Origin of the sequence: Pseudaquabacterium rugosum, from assembly GCF_038066575.1 — a bacterium.
Lineage (GTDB): Bacteria > Pseudomonadota > Gammaproteobacteria > Burkholderiales > Burkholderiaceae_C > Pseudaquabacterium > Pseudaquabacterium rugosum.
The window spans coordinates 68,197-89,441 of record NZ_JBBUTF010000003.1; the positions used below are offsets into that span (position 1 = coordinate 68,197).

Below are 21,245 nucleotides of genomic sequence, written 5' to 3' on the forward strand. Positions count from 1 at the left end.
GATGACCGATACCCCCTCGCCGGCCCGACCCGGCTGCGTGCTGGCCCTGATCGAGGCCGCCGCCGCGCGCCTGGACGCCGCCGGCGTCGCCTATGGCCATGGCACGACCAACGCCTTCGACGAGGCCGCCTGGCTGGTGCTGTGGCGCCTGGGCCTGCCGCTGGACGCGCTCGACGACCATGCCGACGACGCGGTCGACGCCGCCGCCACCGCGCGCATCGATGCCCTGGTGGACGAGCGCATCGCCAGCCGCCGGCCGGCCGCCTACCTGACCGGCGAGGCCTGGCTGCAGGGCGTGCCCTTCACCGTCGACGAGCGGGTCATCATCCCGCGCTCGCTGATCGCCGAGCCGCTGGCCGACGGCGCCATCGACGTCTGGCTGGGCGCGCACACCCGCCGCGTGCTGGACCTGTGCACCGGCAACGGCAGCCTGGCCGTGCTCGCCGCACTGGCCTGGCCCGAGGTCGCCGTGCACGCGGCCGATCTGAGCGCCGACGCGCTGGCCGTCGCGCGGCTGAACGTCGAGCGCCACGGCCTGGCCGCACGCATCACGCTGCACCAGGGCGACGGCCTGCAGGCCGTGGACGGCGAGCCGCCGTTCGACCTCATCCTGTGCAACCCGCCCTATGTCTGCCGCGCCGGCATGGACGCGCTGCCGCCGGAGTTCCGCGCCGAACCGGCACTGGCCCTCGACGGCAACGTGGGTGGCGCCGACGACGGCATGGACTTCATCCGTCCGCTGCTGCAGGCCGCCGCCGGCCGCATGAGCGCCGAGGCGGTGCTGGTGCTGGAGATCGGCCACGAGCGCGCGCATTTCGAGGCCGCCTTCCCGGCCCTGGCGCCGGTCTGGCTGCCGACCAGCGCCGGGGATGACCAGGTGCTGCTGCTGACGCGGTCGATGCTGGTGGACGCCGGCGTCGATGTCGCGGTGCCGGCCACGGCCCAGGGAGACGCCCGATGATCACGCTGCGCAACGTCACGCTGCGCCGCGGCGTCAAGGTGGTGCTCGAAGGCGCCACCGTCACCCTCAACCCGGGCGAGAAGGCCTCGCTGATCGGCCGCAACGGCGCCGGCAAGTCCAGCCTGTTCGCGCTGCTGACCGAGCGGCTGCAGGCCGACCAGGGCGACGTCGAGATCCCGCCGGGCTGGCGCATCGGCGAGGTCGCCCAGCACATGCCCGAGACCGGGCAGCCGGCCAGCGACTTCGTGCTGGACGGTGATCTGCCCCTGGTGGCCGCGCGCGAGCAGCTGGCCGCGGCCGAGGCCAGCGGCGATGGCCACGCGATGGCCGATGCCCACGTGGCGCTCGAGAACGCCGGCGCCTTCGACGCCCGCGCCCGTGCGCAGGCGCTGCTGCTGGGCCTGGGCTTCCGCGGCGAGCAGCTCGATGCACCGGTCGACAGCTTCTCCGGCGGCTGGCGCATGCGCCTGCAGCTGGCGCGCGCGCTGATGTGCCCGTCGGACCTGCTGCTGCTCGACGAGCCGACCAACCACCTGGACCTCGACGCGCTCGTCTGGCTGGAGAACTGGCTCAAGCGCTATCCGGGCACGCTGCTGGTGATCAGCCACGACCGCGAGTTCCTGGACGCGATCACCACCGTCACCCTGCACCTGGAGGATGCGCAGTTGACGCGTTACGGCGGCAACTACAGCACCTTCGAGATGATGCGCGCCGAGCGCATGGAGCAGCAGCAGGCCGCGTTCGCGAAGCAGCAGGACAAGATCGCCCACCTGCAGCGCTTCATCGACCGCTTCAAGGCCCAGGCCACCAAGGCCAAGCAGGCGCAGAGCCGGGTCAAGGCGCTGGCGCGGATGGAGAAGCTCGCCCCGGTGCTGACCGCCAGCGACTTCGACTTCAGCTTCCGCGAGCCGGTGAGCCTGCCCAACCCGATGCTGACGATGCGGGAGCTGCGCTGCGGCTATCCGCTGCCGGCCGGCGAGAGCGATCCGCAGGCCCAGCCCGGTGACGAACCCGGCGCCAAGGTCATCGTCCGTCATGTCAACCGCACCGTGCTGGCCGGCCAGCGCATCGGCATCCTGGGCGCCAACGGCCAGGGCAAGTCCACGCTGGTCAAGACCATTGCCCACGCGCTGGCGCCGCAGGGCGGCACGCTGATCGAGGGCAAGGGTCTGGCCATCGGCTACTTCGCCCAGCAGGAACTCGATCTGCTGAGCGAGGACGACACCCCGCTGCAGCGCATGATCCGGCTGGCACGCGAGGTCTCACCCAACGCCCGGGAACAGGAGCTGCGCAACTTCCTCGGCCAGTTCCGCTTCACCGGCGACATGGTCAACCAGAGCGTGGGCACGCTGTCGGGCGGCGAGCGCGCGCGGCTGGTGATGGCCACCATCGTCTGGCAGCGGCCCAACCTGCTGCTGCTCGACGAGCCGACCAACCACCTGGACCTGACCACCCGCGAGGCGCTGTCGATCGCCCTCAACGAGTTCGAGGGCACGGTGATGCTGGTCAGCCACGACCGGGCCCTGCTGCGCGAGACCTGCGACGAGTTCTGGCTGGTGTCCACCGGCGGCGTCGAGCCCTTCGACGGCGACCTCGACGACTACCAGCAGTGGCTGCTCGAGGTCAGCCGCGCCCAGGCCCGCGGCCTGCCGCCCCCGCCGGCCCCGCGCCCGGTGCTGGCCAGCGAGACGGTGAGCGCCGCGACCGCCACCGGCAAGGCCGGCGGCAAGCCGTCGGCCGCCCCGGCGACCGCACCCGCGGCCGCTGCCAACCCCAAGGACGACCGCAAGCGCGCGGCCCAGGCCCGCACCGAGCTGGCCAACCGCACCCGTCCGCTGCGCCACGAGATCGCGCAGATCGACAGCCGGATGGACAAGCTCAACGCCGAGAAGGGCGAGCTCGAAGCCCAGTTGTCGACGGCCGGCCTGTCGGGCGCCGAGATTGCCGACGCCGGTCGACGGCTGAACCATGTCTGCGCCGAGATCGAGATGCTGGAGGAGCGCTGGCTGACGCTCAACGAGCAGATCGAGCAGCTGACGTCCGAAGCGGGCGGCTGAGGCCCGGGCGCTGCGGCCGCGACTGCGACTGCGACTGCGACTGCGACTGCGACTGCGACTGCGGCTGCGGGCCGGCCCCGGCCAAGCCGGGCGGCCTGGCCACCGGCCACCGCCCTCAGGCGCCCGGCCCGGGCTCCTCGAACACCAGGCCGTTGTCGGCCATGAACTCGCGCGCGGCACGGAAGGCCTCGATCGCCGCTGGCGCGCCGGCATAGGGCGCGACGTGCAGCAGCACCTCGCGCAGCTCGGCCAGCGTGGCGCCGTTGTTGAGCGCGCCCCGCAGATGGCCCTTGAGCTCCTGGCTGCGGCCGAGCGCGGCCAGCATGGCCACCGTGCACAGGCTGCGCTGCTTGAGCGCCAGCCCGTCGCGCTGCCAGCTCGATCCCCAGGCGTGCTGGTTGACCCAGTCCTGCAGCGGCTGGCTGAACGCATCGGCCGAGCCGAGTGCCCGGTCGACGAAGACATCGCCCATCACCTGGCGGCGCATGCGCTCGCCGGGGCCGATGGCGCGCGGGCCGGCGCCGGCCTCCGGCACGGTGCGCTCCGGGCCCGCGGCGGCCGGCGTGGCGGCGTGCAAGGACGAGGACGAGGACGAGGACGTGAACGCGGGTGTCGGATCGGACATGGAGCGGGCCTGCCTGGGGAGGGTGGCACCGGTGACGCCAGCGCCAGCGGTGCATGGGAGCTCCGGAGTATCGGCGGCTCGCCCCACAAGCCCCTGACGTCAGCGGGCCTGTCCCGTCATCCGATTGCACGCAATTCAATTGCAGACGACAGTCCACGCCATGCCGCGCGGACCGTCACGCTCTCCCCTCGCCACCACGGGCACAACCGCGGCGACCACCACGGCCACCACGGCCACCACCGCCGCGGCGGCCGATCCCGCGCCAGGCGCCGATGCCCGCTGGCTGCAGCTCGATCACCAGCTCTGCTTCGCGCTCTACGCGACCTCGCTGGCGATGACCAAGGTCTACAAGCCCCTGCTGGCACCGCTGGGCCTGACCTATCCGCAGTACCTGGTGATGCTGGTGCTGTGGGAGCAGGACGGCCTGGGCGTGCGCGAGCTCGGCGCCCGGCTGAACCTGGACAGCGGCACGCTGACACCGCTGCTCAAGCGCCTGGCGGCCCAGGGCCTGCTGCAGCGCGACCGTGACACGGGCGACGAACGGCGCCTGAACCTGCGCCTGAGCGCCGAGGGCCGGGCCCTGCGGCAACGCGCGCAGGACATCCCGCAGGCCGTGCTGTGCGCGACCGCCTGCGACATCGACACCGTGTCCCGCCTGACGCAGGAACTCGGCGGCCTGCGCGCCCGGCTGCTGCAGGCCGCGGGTGCCGAGCCACCAGCGCCGCCAGCGCCGCCGACCCGAGGCGCGCCGACGCGCGGCGCCGGTGGTTCCGTGCGCCGCGCCGCCCCACCGTCCCCCGGCCGCTGACACGCGAGCCCACCGCTTTCCTTCCCTGCGGCCGGCACGCCCGCCGGCCGCCTCTTCCCCCGCGCCACCCTCACAGGAGACCCTGATGGCCATCCACCCCACCGCCTACACCGCCACCGCCACCGCCACCGGAGGCCGCGCCGGCACCATCGAATCGAACGACGGCCGCCTGAAGGCCGCCCTGTCCACGCCCAAGGCGCTGGGCGGCGATGACGGCGCCGGCACCAATCCCGAGCAGCTGTTCGCCGCCGGCTACTCGGCCTGCTTCATCGGCGCGATGAAGGCCGTCGCCGGCCGCCAGAAGCTCCAGCTGCCGGCCGAAGTGAGCATCACCAGCGATGTGGGCATCGGCCCGCTGGTCGGCAAGGAAGGCTGCTTCGGCATCTCGGTGGCGATGCGCATCAGCGTGCCGGGCATGGAGCGCGCCGCGCTGGAAGCCCTGGTCGCCCAGGCGCACGAGGTCTGCCCGTACAGCAACGCCACCCGTGGCAACGTCGACGTCACGCTGACGGTCGTCTGAGTCCGGCGGCGGCGGGGCCTTGCGGGCCCGCCACGCGCTGCTGCAGCAGCCACAGCTGCAGCAGCGCGCGCGCCTGCCAGGGCGAGAACGCGGCCGCCGGCCCGGCCGCCGGCCCGACGATCACGCCATCGCCACAGCGGCTGGCCAGCCAGACCGGGCAGCCGCCGGCCTGCGCCCGCTCCAGCGCCGCCTGCAAGGCCCGGTGCACCGTGCCGTTGCCCGTGGTGGCCACGACCAGCCCCTGCACGCCGGCAGCCCGCAGCGCATCGACCTGGCGCGCGTCGGCCCCCGCATGGCTGCCCACCACCTCGACCCAGGGCCAGTCGGTGACCGGCACCTGCAGCGCCGCCGCACACGGCCCGACCGGCAGGGCCGTGGCCACCGGCCAGGGCCGCAGCAGGCGGACGTTCCCCTCCTCGATCCAGGCCAGCACGCCCGCATCACCGGCGGCCAGCGCATCGAGCCGGTACGGATGGCGCTTGCGCACGTCGGCCGCCGCCATCACCCGCCCACCGGCCACGACCAGCACGCCACACGCGCCCGGTGTGCGCGCCAGCCGCACCGCATCGAGCAGGTTCTGCGGGCCGTCCGGCGCCAGGGCGGTGGCCGGGCGCATCGCCGCGGTCAGCACCACCGGCTTGGTCGGCGCCAACACGGCCTGCAGCCAGATCGCGGTCTCCTCCAGCGTGTCGGTGCCGTGCGTGATGACCAGGCCGGGCACCTCGGGCCGCGCCAGATGGGCGGCCACCCTGCGGCCGAGCGCCTGCCAGGTCGCCGGGTCCATGTCCTTGCTGTCGAGCTGGGCCACCTGTTCGGCCTCGAACGCCACCCCCGGCTCGGCACCGAGCGCCGGCACCGCCGCCAGCAGCTGCGCGACGCTGATCTGCGCGGCCGTATAACCGACATTGTCGAGAGCCTGCGTCGACGCACCGGCGATGGTGCCGCCGGTCCCCAGGATCGGCAGGATGACGGGATCGGTGCTTGGCATCGATGAGCCTCTGGATGAAAATACAGTGACTGGATACGTGAACAGGCTGGATGGACCGCCAGCCTGGCGCCACGGGTCCGCCGCCCGCGGCGGCCGCCCCGGACCGACACCGGCCGGTGCGTGCCGCGCCGATTGTCGCCCCGGGCTCCCGCCCGGGCCGCAACGCCCATCCGGGGTGGCGCACCTGACGCCGTCCAGGGTCCATCCGGTCGCCGATCCAGCCGCCCGTCCCTTCCAACGCCCCTCGCACGTGGCCCCCACATGACCGACGCGCCCAAGCTCACCGCTCGCCAGCAGCAGATCCTCGACCTCGTGCGCGAGGCCATCGAGCGCACCGGCGCCCCGCCGACCCGCGCCGAGATCGCCGCCACCCTCGGCTACCGTTCGGCCAACGCGGCCGAAGAGCACCTGCAGGCGCTGGCCCGCAAGGGCGTGATCGAGCTGGTCGGCGGCACCTCGCGCGGCATCCGCCTGCCGCAGCCGACCCTCGCGCGCATCAACGATGCCCGGGAGGCCAAGGCCCGCACCCGCCCGGCTCCGGCCGCGCGCACCCTGCCGGCCGCCCCGCCGGCGGTGCTCGCCTCGCTGAGCCTGCCGCTGGTCGGACGCGTGGCCGCCGGCCATCCGATCCTGGCCGAGCAGCACATCGAGGAGCACTACGCGGTCAGCCCGGCCCTGTTCAGCGGCACGCCCGATTACCTGCTGCGCGTGCGCGGCCTGAGCATGCGAGACGCCGGCATCCTCGACGGCGACCTGCTGGCCGTGCGCCGGCTGCCGACCGCCCGCAACGGCCAGATCGTCGTGGCCCGGCTCGGCGAGGAGGTCACCGTCAAGCGCTGGGAGCAGCAGGGCCGCCGCCTGCGCCTGTTGCCCGCCAATCCCGACTTCGAGCCGATCACCGTCGACGAGTCCAGCGGTTTCGCGCTCGAGGGCATCGCCGTCGGCCTGATCCGCAAGGATTTCAACGCCTGAGCCTGCGCGGGCGGCGACAGCGGCGCGGCGCCCACCGCGCACCGGAGTGGGCGGCAACCCGCCGCCTGTTCGGCTCTTCGGCCATGGAGGCCTCGGCGAACAATGGGTCAACGCTGCCCATGACCGACGCCCCGCCGCCATGAACGCCCTGCCGCCCCGTCTGCCGTACCGCATGTTGCGCTGGTTCACCCGCCGCGATGCGGAGCCGGCGTGGCCGGCTGCGCCGAGCACCTTGGCGGCCTCGCGCCTGGAGGTCTGCCCGCCCGAGGGCTGGGCCTCGACGCTGAGCTGGCGCGGCCGCTGGCAGCGGCTGATCGCCCGCCACGACTGGCTGCAACTGCCCAGCCATCCGCGTCAACGGCTGCCGGGCGTGCGCCAGGCCTTCCTCGACACGCTGTTCGACCTGGACGATCCGGCGGCCGCCACGCTGCGCCGACGGGTGACGGCCGCCGGCTCGCTGCGCGAGCTCTGGCACCTGCGCAGCGCGGTCTACGCCATGGTCGCGCGCCTGGACACCCAGGCCGAGGCCGAGCGGCGACTGCAGCGGCTGAACCTTCATTTCCCGGTGCGCGCGACCCGCGGCACCGGACAGGACACGCCGCGATGACGGTGCCGGTGCGCACCCGGCGCCCCTCCCCGGCGCGCACGCCGACCCGGACGCCGACCCCGGCGCGCCGCGCATCCGACCGGCAAGGCCTGTCAGGCCTGTCAGGCCTGGCAGACGCGGCAAGCCCGGCACGGGCGGCGCAGGTCGGGCCGCTCATCCACCCCTGGCCCGACGCCCCCGCCACGCTGCACGAGGCCCTGGTGGCGCGGCCGACGCCGATGCCCCCCTCCGCGCTGCCGCACGACGGCCGGTCAGATCCGGCGTCCGCAACGTCTCCCTCGCCGTGGACGGCCTGCGGCCTGCCCCAGGACCGCCAGGCCCGGGTCGCGGCGGCGCGCGCGCTGATCGAGCTGCAGCAGGCCTTCCGCCAGGCCATCGGCCTGCTCGATGGCCTGCCCTACCGGCGCCAGCTGCAGCGCCAGGTGGATCTGGCCCGCGATCCCGCGGACCTGTGGCTGCTGCGGCGCTCGGTGTTGCCGCCCCTGCAGGCCCTGGGCAGCTGTGCCGAGCGCGCGATCTGGCAGCTCGAACACAGCATCGCCCGCAGCGTCTCCCAGCACGCACCGCCGATGGCCTGAGGCGCCACCGGCACGGCGGCAGGTCGCCCCCCGCGGGCGCGGGCGCGGGCACGGCCGCCGTGGCAGCGTCCGCGTCGCCCTGGCGGCAGGCGGTTCCGGCAGGCCGCTCAGCGCACGGCACAATCCGGGGCGCAGATCATGAACATCATCATCCTCGACGACTATCAGGACGCGGTGCGCAAGCTCGCCTGCGCCCAACGCCTGGAACCCTGGGCGGCCAAGGTCTACACCAACACGGTCAAGGGCACCGGCCAGCTGTCGGTCCGCCTGCGCGATGCCGAAGTGCTGGTGCTGATCCGTGAACGCACCCAGTTTCCGCGGGCGCTGCTGGAAAAGCTGCCGCGCCTGCGCCTGATCGCGCAGACCGGCCGTGTCGGCAGCCACATCGATGTCGAGGCCTGCACACGGCTGGGCATCGCGGTGGCCGAGGGCGTGGGCTCGCCGGTGGCACCGGCCGAACTGACCTGGGCCCTCATCATGGCCGCCATGCGTCGGCTGCCGCAGTACATCGGCAACCTCAAGCATGGCGCCTGGCAGCAGAGCGGCCTGAAGGCGGCGGCGATGCCGACCAACTTCGGACTCGGCATGGTGCTGCGTGGCAAGACCATGGGCATCTGGGGCTACGGCCGCATCGGCACGCTGGTGGCCGGCTATGCCCGGGCCTTCGGCATGCAGGTGGTGGTCTGGGGCAGCGAGGCCTCGCGCAGCCGTGCGGTGGCCGACGGCCTGCTGGCCGCGCCCTCGCGTGAATCCCTGTTCGAGCAGTCCGACGTGCTCAGCCTGCACCTGCGCCTGTGCGAGTCCAACCACGGCCTGGTGCGGCTGGAGGACCTGTCCCGGATGAAGTCGACGGCGCTGTTCGTCAACACCTCGCGGGCCGAGCTGGTCGAGGACGGCGCGCTGGTGTCGGCGCTGAACAAGTGCCGCCCCGGCATGGCCGCGGTCGACGTGTTCGAGAGCGAGCCCATCCTGCAGGGCCACCCGCTGCTGCGGCTGGAGAACGCGATCTGCACGCCGCACATCGGCTACGTCGAGCAGGACAGCTACGAGCACTACTTCAGCGCGGCCTTCGACAACGTGCTGAGCTTCATCCGCGGCGAGCCGGCCAACATCATCAACCCCGAGGCCCTGCGCGTGATGCGCTGAGCCTCAGGCCAGCGCCACCGGCTCGTCCTCGGTCGAGCTCGCGCGCGATGCCGGGGTGAGCGCACGCCCGTCGGCCGGCCGGCCCACCGAGGGCTCGGCCGCGGGACGCAGCCGCCCAGCCCGCGGCGGCTCCTCGGTCGGCAAGGCATCGTCGGCCGGAGGACGCAGCGCCGGGCCGGTGGCCGCATCGAAACCCAGGGCCCAGAGCTGCTCCAGATCGGCCAGCTGGCGCACGCCCTCGGCGGTGATCTGCAGGCCCACGCTCTGCACCAGGCGCACCAGGCCCTGCAGGTAGCGGCGCCGGTCGTCGGCCTGCGGCTCGGCGATGCCGTTGACGAAGCGGGCATCGATGCGGATGCAGTCCAGGCCCAGGTCCATCAGCCGCGGGATGCGCGCCAGATCCTCACCGGCATGTTCGAGGGCCAGCATGGCCCCCAGCGGCCGCCAGCGCCGGGCGACCTCGCGCAACAGCAGCGGGCGCTCCATCGCCAGCGCTTCGGGCACGTCCAGCCACAGCCGGCAGGCGGCGTCCGGGGCCTGCTCCAGGCGGCGACAGATGCCGGCCACGAACTCGGGAAAGGCCAGGGCCTGGGCCGAGATGTTCACGCAGCGGGCGATGCCGTCACGGGCGATGGCCTCCAGCGCCAGCGCCACGGCCTTGTCGTCGACCACGGTGGCCAGGCGGCTGCGCACGGCCAGCGCCAGCCAGCGCTGGGCCGGCTCGAACGGACCGCCCGGCATCAGCTGCACCCGCAGCGGGCAGTCCAGGTGCAGCACGCGCCCATCGGGCGTGCACACCGGGAACTCGCCCAGGCCGACCCGGCCCTGCATCAGCGCGCGGCGGATGCGGCGCTGCCAGGCGACCTCGCCCACCAGCTCCCCCATCACCGGCCGCTCGCGGCTGGAGGCCAGCACATAACCGCCCATCAACTCGGCCTCGGCCAGGGCCGCATCGGCGGCCGCCAGGGCCGCGGTCGCCCCCTGGCAGCGTTCGAGCTCGACCGCACCGATCACGACCTGGGTCTGCAGCGCGAGGGGCGCCAGCGCGGCACGCAGGCCCTGCAGCAGGCTGTCGGCGGTCTCCGCCGCCAGGCCGGCCACGGGCAGCAGCAGCCCGAAGTCCGCGCCGTTCAGCCGTCCGGCCGCACAGCGCGGGATGCGCTGCGGGTAGCTCTGCAGGGTGCGTGCGACCAGTTGCAGGGCCTGATCGGTCTGCGCATGGCCGATGCGCTGGTTCAGCCCGGCCAGATCGCGCACCCGCAGCAGCAGCAGGCCCGCCTGTGCCGCCTCGCCCTGCGCCAGCAGCTGCTCCTGCAGCACGGCGACGAAATGGCGCCGGTTGGGCAGGCCGGTGACCTCGTCGGTGTGGATCTGACGGCGCAGCAGCTCCAGCTGGGCCGCCTGACCATCGAACAGCTCCTGCTGGCGCTGCAGCAACTGCGCGCGCTGGCGGGAGGCGTCGGCCAGGTCACGCCGCTGCTGCAGGCGCAACAGCAGGCCGCTGACGACGCCGGCACCGGCCACGGTCACCGCCAGCAGCAGCCAGTGGCTCCACCACTGGTCGACCAGGTCATGGCTGGCCGCCTGGACCTGCAGCTGCACCGGCGCGCCAGCCAGCTGCAGATCGGTCCGGTCGGTCGCGGGCAGGCGGCGCTCGTTCGCCGGCACCGTCTGCCCCGCGTCCATCTGACCGGTGGCCGGCCCGAGGGCGGCGGAAAGCGCCCCGCTCATCGAGTCCCCCACCCCGCGCGCGGCCGCCAGCGCCCAGTCCGGCACCGCGGACCAGCCCGGCGCCGCGGACAGGAATGGCCGCGGCGCGCCGAGGGCGCGGGAGGCGGCCGCGGCCGCGGCAGCACCGGCACCGTCCCCTGGCTCGGCCCGGGCCAGGGCGGCCGCGCCGAGGACCGTTCCGGACGACGACGACGGGCCGATCCAGTGCGCGACCCAGGCCGGCGCCAGCCGCGGGACCTGCTCCTGCCCGCCCTGGGCGAGCACCGTGCCCTCGGCATCGCGGATGACCCACCAGCGGGCGCCCGGCCCCGCCAGCAAGGGCGCCAGGGCCAGACGCTGCGGCAGATCACCCGGCGCCGCCGCCAGACCGAAGGCCATCTGCTGCAGCAGGGCGCCGTCACGCAGCGCCTGCTGCTCGGCCAGCAGATGCCGGCCCACGCCCCACGGCAGAGCCAGCAGCACGGCCGCGGCCACGCAGGCCAGACGCGGCGCGGTACAGGCCAGGGCCAGCGCACGCGACGCCTCGCCGATCGTCGCCCGACCGGCACCCACATCACCGGCCCCCACCTCACCGGCCTCCAGCGACCCGGAGGGGGGCACGGAGGCGACGGCGGCGCGGGCCGGCGATTCGGTGGCGGACGAGGGCAGCTGGAACATGCGGACGACAGGCTCGGAACGGACGACAGGCAAGGACAGGCTCGGCGGGCCGCAGATCCCTGACCTGCGCCCTGTCCGTGCTGTGGTTGTCGGCCGCCGCGGGCTCCGACTTGAGTCGTACGTCACGAATCAGCGCCCGTGGGCAACTCCCGACAGGACGTCATGTCCGCCCCCGACCGAGCCCATCCCGGCCCCGGCGCCGTCCGGAAACGACAAGGGCCCGGACCGTTGCCGGTCCGGGCCCTGTGCGGGCGCCCGTGCGTGCGGACCGCACGCCGGGCATGGCGCGGAGGCGATGGCCGTTCAGCCCTCCCCTCCGGCGCCTCGATGCCTCACTTCTTCTGCGGCGGCAGATCCGTGCAGGAACCGTGGGCCACTTCCGCGGCCATGCCGATCGACTCGCCCAGCGTCGGGTGCGGGTGGATGGTCTTGCCGATGTCCACCGCGTCGGCACCCATCTCGATGGCCAGCGCGATCTCGCCGATCATGTCGCCGGCATGCGTGCCGACGATGCCGCCGCCCAGGATCCTGCCGTGGCCATGGGCCTCGGGCGAATCGTCGAACAGCAGCTTGGTGAAGCCCTCGTCGCGGCCGTTGGCGATCGCGCGGCCCGAGGCGGTCCACGGGAACAGGCCCTTCTTGACCTTGATGCCCTGGGCCTTGGCCTGGTCCTCGGTCAGACCGACCCACGCCACTTCCGGATCGGTGTAGGCCACCGACGGGATCACGCGGGCGTTGAAGGCCGACTTCGCCAGCTTGTCGTCGCCCAGCAGGGTTCCTGCGATGACCTCGGCGGCCACATGGGCCTCGTGCACCGCCTTGTGGGCGAGCATGGGCTGGCCGACCAGATCGCCGATGGCGAAGATGTGCGCGACGTTGGTGCGCATCTGGATGTCGACCGGGATGAAGCCGCGGTCGGTCACCGCCACGCCGGCCTTGTCGGCGGCGATCTTCCTGCCGTTGGGCGTGCGGCCCACCGCCTGCAGCACCAGGTCGTAGGTGCCTTCGCTCTTCGTGCCGTCCAGGCCCTCGAACTGCACCTTGATGCCTTCCGGGGTCGCCTCGGCGCCGACCGTCTTGGTCTTCAACAGGATGTTGTCGAAGCGGTGGGCATTCATCTTCTGCCACACCTTGACCAGATCACGGTCCGCGCCCTGCATCAGGCCGTCCATCATCTCGACCACGTCCAGGCGGGCGCCCAGCGTCGAGTAGACGGTGCCCATCTCCAGGCCGATGATGCCGCCGCCGACGATCAGCATCTTCTTCGGCACGGCCTTGAGCGCCAGCGCGCCGGTCGAGTCGACGATGCGCTCGTCATCGGGGAAGAACGGCAGACGCACGGCCTGCGAGCCGGCGGCGATGATGGCGTGCTTGAACTTCACCACCTTCGTGGTGCCGGTCTTGTCCTGCGCCGTGCCGGTGGTCTCCTCGACCTGCACGTGGTACGGGTCGATGAAGGCGCCGTAGCCGCGCACGGTCGTGACCTTGCGCATCTTGGCCATCGCCGCCAGGCCGCCGGTCAGCTTGCCGATGACCTTTTCCTTGTGGCCACGCAGCTTGTCGATGTCGAGCTTCGGCGCACCGAAGTCCACGCCCAGGTCGCCCAGGTGCGAGACCTCGTCCATCACGGCGGCCACGTGCAGCAGCGCCTTCGACGGGATGCAGCCCACGTTCAGGCAGACACCGCCCAGCGCCGCATAACGCTCGACGATGACGACCTTCAGGCCGAGATCGGCGGCGCGGAAGGCGGCCGAGTAGCCGCCGGGGCCCGCGCCCAGCACCAGCAGGTCGCACTCCAGATCGGCCGCGCCGGCATAGCTGCCGGCCGGGCCGGCCGGGGCCGCCACCACGGCGGGAGCGGCCGCAGCCGCCACCGGTGCGGGAGCCGCGGCCGGAGCCGGAGCCGGCGTGGCCGCCGCGCCCTCGCCTTCGACCACCAGGATCACGCTGCCCTGGTTGACCTTGTCGCCGAGGGCGACCTTGATCTCCTTGACGAGGCCGGCCGTGGTCGACGGGATCTCCATCGACGCCTTGTCCGACTCGACCGTGATCAGGCTCTGGTCGACCTTGATGGTGTCGCCCGGCTTGACCAGGATCTCGATGATGCCGACGTCCTTGAAGTCGCCGATGTCGGGCACCTGCACATTGATCGTTGCCATCTCCGCGGGCCTCCGATCAGAGCGCGATGCGGCGGAAGTCCGCCAGCAGCGACGCGAAGTACACGTTGAAGCGGGCAGCGGCCGCGCCGTCGATGACGCGGTGGTCCCACGACAGCGACAGCGGCAGCGTCAGGCGCGGCTGGAAGGCCTTGCCGTCCCACTTCGGCTCGATCGAGCTCTTGCACACGCCCATGATCGCGACTTCCGGCGCGTTGATGATCGGCGTGAAGTACTTGCCACCGATGCCGCCCAGCGACGAGATCGAGAAGCAGCCACCGCTCATGTCGGCCGGGCCCAGCTTGCCGTCGCGCGCCTTCTTGGCCAGCTCGCTCATCTCCTGGCTGATCTGCAGGATGCCCTTCTTGTCGGCATCCTTGATCACCGGCACGACCAGGCCGTTGGGCGTGTCGGCGGCGAAGCCGATGTGGAAGTAGTTCTTCAGCACCAGCGTGTCGCCATCCAGCGACGCGTTGAACTCCGGGAACTTCCTGAGCGCGGCCACGGCGGCCTTGATCATGAAGGCCAGCATCGTGACCTTGACGCCGGACTTCTCGTTTTCCTTGTTCAGGGCGACGCGGAAGGCCTCCAGGTCGGTGATGTCCGCCTCGTCATGGTTGGTGACGTGGGGGATGACGACCCAGTTGCGGTGCAGGTTGGCGCCGCTGATCTTCTTGATGCGCGACAGGTCCTTGCGCTCGACCGGGCCGAACTTGGCGAAGTCGACCTGCGGCCAGGGCAGCAGACCCGGGAAGGCGCCACCGGCGGCCGCGGGGGCGGCGGCCGGAGCCTTGGCCTTCTGGGCCACGGTCTGGGTCGCACCGGCCATCACGGCCTTGACGAAGGTCTCGATGTCGGCCTGCGTGATGCGGCCCTTGGCGCCGGAACCCGGCACCTCGGCCAGCGGCACGCCGAGTTCGCGGGCGAACTTGCGGATCGACGGCGAGGCGTGCGGCAGACCCGGCGTCGGCGTGCCCGGCTGGTGGGCCGGCACGGCGGCTGCGGCCGCCACCGGTGCGGCAGCCGCGGCCACCGGGGCCGCAGCCGCGGCGACCGGTGCGGCGGCAGCGGCCACCGGCGCAGCAGCGACCGGGGCCGGGGCCGCCACGGCGCCGGCAGCGCCCTGCAGCACCGCCAGCGGCGTGCCCTTGCTGACCTTGTCGCCCAGCTTGACCAGCAGCGTCTCGATCACGCCGGCATGCGACGACGGGATCTCCATCGACGCCTTGTCCGACTCGACCGTGATCAGGCTCTGGTCGGCCTTGACGGTGTCGCCCGGCTTGACCAGCAGCTCGATGACCGCCACCGCATCGAAGTCCCCGATGTCGGGCACGACGATGGTCAGCGGCCCGGCCGCCGCGACCGGCGCAGCGGCGGCCACCGGGGCCGGCGCCGCGACGGCGGCGGCAGCCGGTGCCGGGGCCGGCACCGCGGCGGCAGGCGCCGGAGCCGGCGCTGCGGCGGCCGCACCCGCGACCTCCAGCACCAGCAGCAGGGTGCCTTCGCTGATCTTGTCACCCAGGCCGACCTTGAGCTCCTTGACCACGCCGGCATGCGACGAGGGGATCTCCATCGAGGCCTTGTCGGACTCGACGGTGATCAGGCTCTGCTCGGCCTTGATGGTGTCGCCCGGCTTGACCAGGACCTCGATGATCGCCACTTCCTTGAAGTCCCCGATGTCAGGGACCTTCACTTCAACCAGTGCCATGGATCGTGTCTCCGTGCGTCGTCAGGCGTACAGCGGGTTGATCTTGTCGACGTTCAGGCCGTACTTGGCGATGGCCTCGGCCACCGTGGCCACCGGCACCACGCCGTCATCGGCCAGCGCCTTGAGCGCGGCCACGACGATGTAGTGACGGTTGATCTCGAAGTGCTCGCGCAGCTTCTTGCGGAAGTCGCTGCGACCGAAGCCGTCGGTGCCCAGCACCTTGAAGGTGCGGTCCTTGGGGATGAAGGCGCGCACCTGGTCGGCGTAGCTCTTCATGTAGTCGGTCGAGGCGATGACCGGACCGGCGTGGCCGGCCAGCTGCTGCGCGATGAACGAGGTGCGGGGCGCCTCGGTCGGGTGCAGCAGGTTGAAGCGCTCGCAGTCCTGGCCGTCGCGGGCCAGCTCGTTGAAGCTCGGGCAGCTCCAGACGTTGGCCGAGACACCCCAGTCGGCCGCCAGCAGCTGGCGGGCGGCCATGCTCTCGCGCAGGATGGTGCCCGAGCCCAGCAGGTTGACGCGCGGGCCGGCGCCGGCCGCGGCCTCTTCCAGCAGGTACATGCCCTTGAGGATCTGCTCCTCGGTGCCGGCCTTCAGGCCCGGCATGGCGTAGTTCTCGTTGAGCAGGGTGATGTAGTAGAAGACGTTCTCCTGCTTCTCCACCATGCGCTTCAAGCCCGCCTGCATGATCACCGCCACTTCATGGGCGAAGGTCGGGTCGTAGCTGATGCAGTTGGGGATCGTGCCGGCCAGGATGTGGCTGTGGCCGTCCTCGTGCTGCAGGCCTTCGCCGTTCAGCGTGGTCCGGCCGGACGTGCCGCCCAGCAGGAAGCCGCGGGCCTGCATGTCGCCGGCCGCCCAGGCCAGGTCACCGATGCGCTGGAAGCCGAACATCGAGTAGTAGACGTAGAACGGGATCATGATCCGGTTCGACGTGCTGTAGCTCGTGGCTGCCGCGATCCAGCTGCTCATGCCGCCGGCCTCGTTGATGCCTTCCTGCAGGATCTGGCCGGCCTTGTCCTCGCGGTAGTACATGACCTGGTCCTTGTCGACCGGCGTGTACTGCTGACCCAGCGGGTTGTAGATGCCGACCTGGCGGAACAGGCCTTCCATGCCGAAGGTGCGGGCCTCGTCGACCAGGATGGGCACGACGCGCGGGCCCAGCGCCTGGTCACGCAGCAGCTGCGTCAGGAAGCGCACGTAGGCCTGGGTGGTCGAGATCTCACGGCCTTCGGCGGTCGGCTCGAGCACGGCCTTGAAGGTCTCCAGCGACGGGACGGTGAAGCTCTCCTCGGCCTTGGTGCGGCGATGCGGCAGGTAGCCGCCGAGGGCCTTGCGGCGCTCGTGCAGGTACTTCATCTCCGGCGTGTCGTCGGCCGGCTTGTAGAACGGGATCCTGGGCAGATCGGCGTCCGAGACGGGGATGTTGAAGCGGTCGCGGAAGGCGCGGATGTCGTCGTCCGTCAGCTTCTTGGTCTGGTGGACGGTGTTCTTGCCCTCACCGACCTTGCCCATGCCGAAGCCCTTGACGGTCTTGATCAGCAGCAGCGTCGGCTGGCCCTTGTGGTGGACCGCCTTGTCGTAGGCCGCGTAGACCTTCTGCGGGTCATGGCCGCCACGCTTGAGCGCCCAGATCTCGTCGTCGCTCATGTGGGCGACCATCTCGAGCGTGCGCGGATCCTTGCCGAAGAAGTGCTTGCGGACGTAGGCGCCGTCGTTGGCCTTGAAGGCCTGGTAGTCGCCGTCGACGGTGTCCATCATCAGCTTGCGCAGCGCACCGTCCTTGTCGCGGGCCAGCAGCTTGTCCCACTCGCTGCCCCACAGCAGCTTGATGACGTTCCAGCCGGCGCCGCGGAACTCGCCTTCGAGTTCCTGGACGATCTTGCCGTTGCCGCGCACCGGGCCGTCCAGACGCTGCAGATTGCAGTTGATGACGAAGATCAGGTTGTCCAGACCTTCACGCGCGGCCAGGCCGATCGCGCCCAGCGATTCCGGCTCGTCCATCTCGCCGTCGCCGCAGAACACCCAGACCTTGCGGTTGCTGGTGTCGGCGATGCCACGGGCATGCAGGTACTTCAGGAAGCGCGCCTGGTAGATCGCCATCAAGGGGCCCAGGCCCATCGAGACGGTCGGGAACTGCCAGAAGCCGGGCATCAGCTTCGGATGCGGGTAGCTGGACAGGCCCTTGCCATCGACTTCCTGGCGGAAGTGCAGCAGCTGTTCCTCGGTCAGGCGGCCTTCCAGGTAGGCGCGGGCGTAGACCCCGGGCGACACATGGCCCTGGAAGTACACGCAGTCGCCACCATGGTTCTCGCCCTCGGCGTGCCAGAAGTGGTTGAAGCCGGCGCCGAACATGTGGGCCAGCGAGGCGAAGGAGCCGATGTGGCCGCCCAGATCACCGCCATCCTCGGGGTTGTGGCGGTTGGCCTTGACGACCATCGCCATCGCGTTCCAGCGCATGTAGGCGCGCAGACGCTCCTCGATCTCGATGTTGCCGGGGCAGCGGGCTTCCTGGTCCGGCTCGATCGTGTTCACGTAGGCCGTGTTCGCCGAGAACGGCATGTCGACGCTGTGCTGGCGCGCCTCGGCCAGCAGTTGCTCGAGCAGGTAGTGCGCGCGCTCAGGACCTTCCTTGGCGATGACGGCTTCGAGCGCGTCGATCCATTCGCGGGTTTCCTGGGCATCGATGTCGGCGGGCAGCTGACCCGGGGCCGATTCGGGCTTGGCGGACATGCAGGGGTCTCCTCGTTCCAGAACGGGTGTGGGGCGATGTTTGCGGCGCGCAGTGTGACACGGAACCGGGCATTTTCCAAATGGCGCGACTTGATTTTGCAATATGGAATATTGGTGCGCCGCAGCAGTGCAAGACCAGGGTTTACCCTTTATTTCCGGGGATTCACGCCCCATAACAAGGCATCACAGCGGCCGGCCCGTCGGCCCCCTGCGCGGCCCTGCCATCGCGCACGGCGAGACTGCAGCGTGCCCCCCCTAGGTGTCGGGATAATCAGCGGATGATCGCCCCCGCTCCCGGACCCGCCGCGCACCCATCGGCGCCACCCCCCATGCGCCGCCGGCCGTTCGGCCGCTGGTGGCGCCAGCAGTCGCCGGCACGTCAGGACCGCTTCGTCACCCTGGCCCCGCTGGCCTCGGTGCTGCTGTTCCTGGCGGCCATCATCACGGCCTTCTGGTACCTGCGGAACGAGGAGATCGAGCGCGCCAGCGAATCGGTGCAGCGCGACACCGAGATCGCCCAGCAGCAGATCCGCCTGCGCCTGATCGAGCACCAGGAGCAGCTGGTGCGTCTGGCGCAGGAACTGGCCGCGCGCGAGGTCAGCGCGCAGGAATTCGACACGCTGGCCGCCGACTTCCTGCGCCGCCGGCCCGAGGTGCAGGCCCTGGCCTGGCTGGACGGCCGGGGCCGGGCACGGGCCCAGCAGCCCCCGCTGGAGTCCCGCGAGGACGGCGCGGCAAGCGCGCCCGGCCCGGCCGCCAGCCGACCGGCCGGCGCGCCCTCCAGTGCCGCATCCAGCACCGCCTCCAACGCCCTGACCCCGGCCGCGGCGCAGCCCGGTGCCGCCGCCTCGCCGGCGGCCGGCGCCTCGCACGGGGTCGTCGCCGCGCTCCCCGACAGCCCGCCGCCGGAGGCGGTGCGGCGCGGCCTGCGCAGCCTGCGCGACCTGCGTCAGCCGGTCTACACCGAGGCCTGGCAGACGCCGCAGGGCGGGTGGTCCTTCCAGCTGCAGGTGCCGCTGCTCGCCCGCGGGCTGTACGCGGGCGCGCTGACGGTCACCTACGGCGTCGACGCCCTGGTGCGCCATGTCGTGCCGACCGAGGTCATGCAGCGCCACCCGGTGCTGGTGCTCGATGCCGAGGGCCGCACGCTGGCCGGCGCCCTGCTGAGCCTGCCCGGCCAGGTGCGCACGCCGCCGCAGATCCTGCACGAGGTGCCGCTGGCGCCCACGGCCAACGGCCTGGTGCTGCGCGGCACCGGCTGGCGCAGCTCGGTCGGTCTGGTCGGCAACACGCTGTTCTGGATGGTGGTCGCGCTGTCCGGCCTGACGGTCTGGACGCTGCTGGGCAGCTGGCGCCATCTGCGCCGCCGCAGCCAGATCCAGGGCGCGCTGGTGCAGGAGACCAACTTCCGCCGCGCCATGGAGAACTCCATGCTCACCGGCATGCGCGCGATGGACATGGAAGGCCGCGTCACCTACGTCAACCCGGCCTTCTGCGCGATGACCGGCTACGGCGAGCACGAGATGATCGGCGGCCTGCCGCCCTTCCCCTACTGGCCGGCCGACCGCATCGAGGAGAACTCGCGCCTGTTCCAGCAGGAGCTGCAGGGCCGCAGCCCGGCCGGCGGCATCGAGGTCAAGGTCCAGCGCAAGAACGGCTCGATCTTCGACGCCCGCATGTACGTCTCGCCGCTGGTCGATGCCAAGGGCCAGCAGACCGGCTGGATGACCTCGATGACCAACATCACCGAGGCCAAGCGCATCCGCGACCAGCTCTCGGCCAGCCACGAGCGCTTCACCACCGTGCTCGAAGGCCTGGACGCGGCGGTCTCGGTGCTCAGCGTGCAGCAGGGCGAGCTGCTGTTCGCCAACCGCAGCTACCGGCTGTGGTTCGGCGCGGATGCCCGCGGCCACGGACAGCTGGCCACCGGCAGCCAGCCCAACCTCGCGATGGCCGGCGAGGCGGATGATGTCGACGGTTATGGCGGCCTGCCGACGCAGGAGCTGGCCAACCTGGGCGCCAATCCGCGCGAGGTCTACGTCGAGTCGCTCGACAAGTGGTTCGACGTGCGCAGCCGCTACCTGCAGTGGACCGACGGCCGCCTGGCCCAGATGCTGATCGCCACAGACGTGACGGCCCGCCGCCGCGCCGAGGAGCAGGCCGCCCAGCAGGCCGAGAAGGCCCAGGTCTCCAGCCGCCTGATCACCATGGGCGAGATGGCCTCCAGCGTGGCCCACGAGCTCAACCAGCCGCTGACGGCCATCAGCAACTACTGCAACGGCATGGTCTCGCGCGTGCAGGCGGGCACGATCGACAACGACGGCCTGATCGCCGCCCTCGAGAAGACCTCCAAGCAGGCCCAGCGGGCCGGCCAGATCATCCACCGCATCCGCAACTTCGTGAAGAAGAGCGAGCCGCAGCGCCAGGACGCCCAGGCCGCCGACATCGTCGAGGACGCGGTCGAACTGGCCTCGATCGAGCTGCGCCGGCGCAGCGTGCAGATCCAGACCTACGTCGCCCAGCGACTGCCGATGCTGCGCTGCGACCCGATCCTGATCGAGCAGGTGCTGATGAACCTGCTGAAGAACGCGGCCGAGGCGATCGACACCGGCCAGATGCCGCCGCCGCGCCGCCAGATCGAGCTGCGCGTGGTGCCGCGGCCGGACTCCGAGGACGGCAACGTCATCGAGTTCTCGGTCACCGACAAGGGCCCCGGCATCGCCGAGGACGTGATCAACCGGCTCTACGAGGCCTTCTTCTCGACCAAGGCCGAGGGCATGGGCATCGGGCTGTCGCTGTGCCGCTCCATCATCGAGTCGCACCAGGGGCGCATCCGGGCACGGAACCTCTACAATGGCGACCAGGTTTCCGGCTGCCAGTTCACCTTCACGCTGCCGGTCGGAAACTCTCCAACGGCATGAGGAGACAGACGCTGCCGACCGGAGTCGACCAGGCCCGGCGGCGCACGTGCCGTCTTCACGCGCCGCGTCCATCACGCACC

General features: G+C 71.9%; 15 protein-coding genes. 9 read left to right on the plus strand and 6 right to left on the minus strand.

The window, feature by feature from the left end; translation table 11 throughout:
* Position 1 precedes the first annotated feature (1 nt).
* Complete coding sequence (gene prmB, locus AACH11_RS02895; protein ID WP_341372701.1) at positions 2-961, plus strand: 50S ribosomal protein L3 N(5)-glutamine methyltransferase; 960 nt, start codon at positions 2-4, stop codon at positions 959-961.
* Positions 958-3,018 carry an ABC-F family ATP-binding cassette domain-containing protein gene (locus tag AACH11_RS02900; protein WP_341372702.1) on the plus strand — a complete coding sequence of 687 codons (2,061 nt, stop codon included), beginning with the start codon at positions 958-960 and terminating at the stop codon, positions 3,016-3,018. Before prmB ends, AACH11_RS02900 begins: the two co-directional genes overlap by 4 nt.
* Before the next feature lie 115 nt (positions 3,019-3,133).
* Here AACH11_RS02900 and AACH11_RS02905 read toward each other — a convergent pair whose 3' ends face one another.
* Entirely contained in the window at positions 3,134-3,505 is a 372-nt protein-coding gene (locus tag AACH11_RS02905) for a carboxymuconolactone decarboxylase family protein (RefSeq protein WP_341372988.1), read from the minus strand.
* A 298-nt stretch (positions 3,506-3,803) separates the two neighbouring features.
* On the opposite strand from AACH11_RS02905, the gene AACH11_RS02910 reads away from it, so the two are divergent.
* Together AACH11_RS02910 and AACH11_RS02915 are read left to right on the plus strand one after the other, a co-directional pair.
* Positions 3,804-4,451, plus strand: coding sequence for a MarR family winged helix-turn-helix transcriptional regulator (locus AACH11_RS02910; protein ID WP_423228683.1), 648 nt, complete (start codon positions 3,804-3,806; stop codon positions 4,449-4,451).
* 85 nt (positions 4,452-4,536) lie between these two features.
* Positions 4,537-4,971: an organic hydroperoxide resistance protein gene (locus AACH11_RS02915; protein ID WP_341372703.1), complete on the plus strand. Its 435-nt coding sequence runs from the start codon at positions 4,537-4,539 to the stop codon at positions 4,969-4,971.
* Here the strand turns inward: AACH11_RS02915 and AACH11_RS02920 are convergent.
* The gene (locus AACH11_RS02920) at positions 4,952-5,959 is read right to left on the minus strand and encodes an asparaginase (RefSeq protein WP_341372704.1); all 1,008 of its coding nucleotides are present in this window, start codon (positions 5,957-5,959) and stop codon (positions 4,952-4,954) included. The two genes, AACH11_RS02915 and AACH11_RS02920, sit on opposite strands and share 20 nt — an antisense overlap.
* A 261-nt stretch (positions 5,960-6,220) precedes the next feature.
* Between AACH11_RS02920 and lexA the strand changes: the two genes are divergently transcribed.
* The 4 genes from lexA to AACH11_RS02940 all read left to right on the plus strand — a co-directional run bounded on the left by lexA (position 6,221) and on the right by AACH11_RS02940 (position 9,262).
* Positions 6,221-6,931: a transcriptional repressor LexA gene (gene lexA / locus AACH11_RS02925; protein WP_341372705.1), complete on the plus strand. Its 711-nt coding sequence runs from the start codon at positions 6,221-6,223 to the stop codon at positions 6,929-6,931.
* 139 nt (positions 6,932-7,070) lie between these two features.
* Positions 7,071-7,538, plus strand: a complete 468-nt coding sequence (locus AACH11_RS02930; RefSeq protein ID WP_341372706.1) for a hypothetical protein — start codon at positions 7,071-7,073, stop codon at positions 7,536-7,538.
* A gap of 218 nt (positions 7,539-7,756) precedes the next feature.
* Positions 7,757-8,116 carry a hypothetical protein gene (locus AACH11_RS02935; RefSeq protein ID WP_341372707.1) on the plus strand — a complete coding sequence of 120 codons (360 nt, stop codon included), beginning with the start codon at positions 7,757-7,759 and terminating at the stop codon, positions 8,114-8,116.
* Between the two features lie 138 nt (positions 8,117-8,254).
* Positions 8,255-9,262 (plus strand): D-2-hydroxyacid dehydrogenase family protein, encoded by a 1,008-nt coding sequence (locus AACH11_RS02940; RefSeq protein ID WP_341372708.1) that lies wholly within the window; start codon positions 8,255-8,257, stop codon positions 9,260-9,262.
* A 3-nt stretch (positions 9,263-9,265) separates the two neighbouring features.
* Here the strand turns inward: AACH11_RS02940 and AACH11_RS02945 are convergent, their stop codons facing one another.
* The 4 genes from AACH11_RS02945 to aceE all read right to left on the minus strand — a co-directional run bounded on the left by AACH11_RS02945 (position 9,266) and on the right by aceE (position 18,244).
* The gene (locus AACH11_RS02945; protein WP_341372709.1) at positions 9,266-11,650 is read right to left on the minus strand and encodes an EAL domain-containing protein; all 2,385 of its coding nucleotides are present in this window, start codon (positions 11,648-11,650) and stop codon (positions 9,266-9,268) included.
* Positions 11,651-11,982: 332 nt separating this feature from the next.
* Positions 11,983-13,809 carry a dihydrolipoyl dehydrogenase gene (gene lpdA, locus AACH11_RS02950; protein ID WP_341372710.1) on the minus strand — a complete coding sequence of 609 codons (1,827 nt, stop codon included), beginning with the start codon at positions 13,807-13,809 and terminating at the stop codon, positions 11,983-11,985.
* Positions 13,810-13,825: 16 nt separating this feature from the next.
* Positions 13,826-15,514, minus strand: coding sequence for a dihydrolipoyllysine-residue acetyltransferase (aceF, locus tag AACH11_RS02955; protein ID WP_341372711.1), 1,689 nt, complete (start codon positions 15,512-15,514; stop codon positions 13,826-13,828).
* A gap of 21 nt (positions 15,515-15,535) precedes the next feature.
* Complete coding sequence (aceE, locus tag AACH11_RS02960) at positions 15,536-18,244, minus strand: pyruvate dehydrogenase (acetyl-transferring), homodimeric type (RefSeq protein ID WP_341372712.1); 2,709 nt, start codon at positions 18,242-18,244, stop codon at positions 15,536-15,538.
* 329 nt (positions 18,245-18,573) lie between these two features.
* On the opposite strand from aceE, the gene AACH11_RS02965 reads away from it, so the two are divergent.
* Positions 18,574-21,165 (plus strand): PAS domain-containing sensor histidine kinase, encoded by a 2,592-nt coding sequence (locus tag AACH11_RS02965; RefSeq protein ID WP_341372713.1) that lies wholly within the window; start codon positions 18,574-18,576, stop codon positions 21,163-21,165.
* The last annotated feature ends 80 nt before the right edge of the window (positions 21,166-21,245 follow it).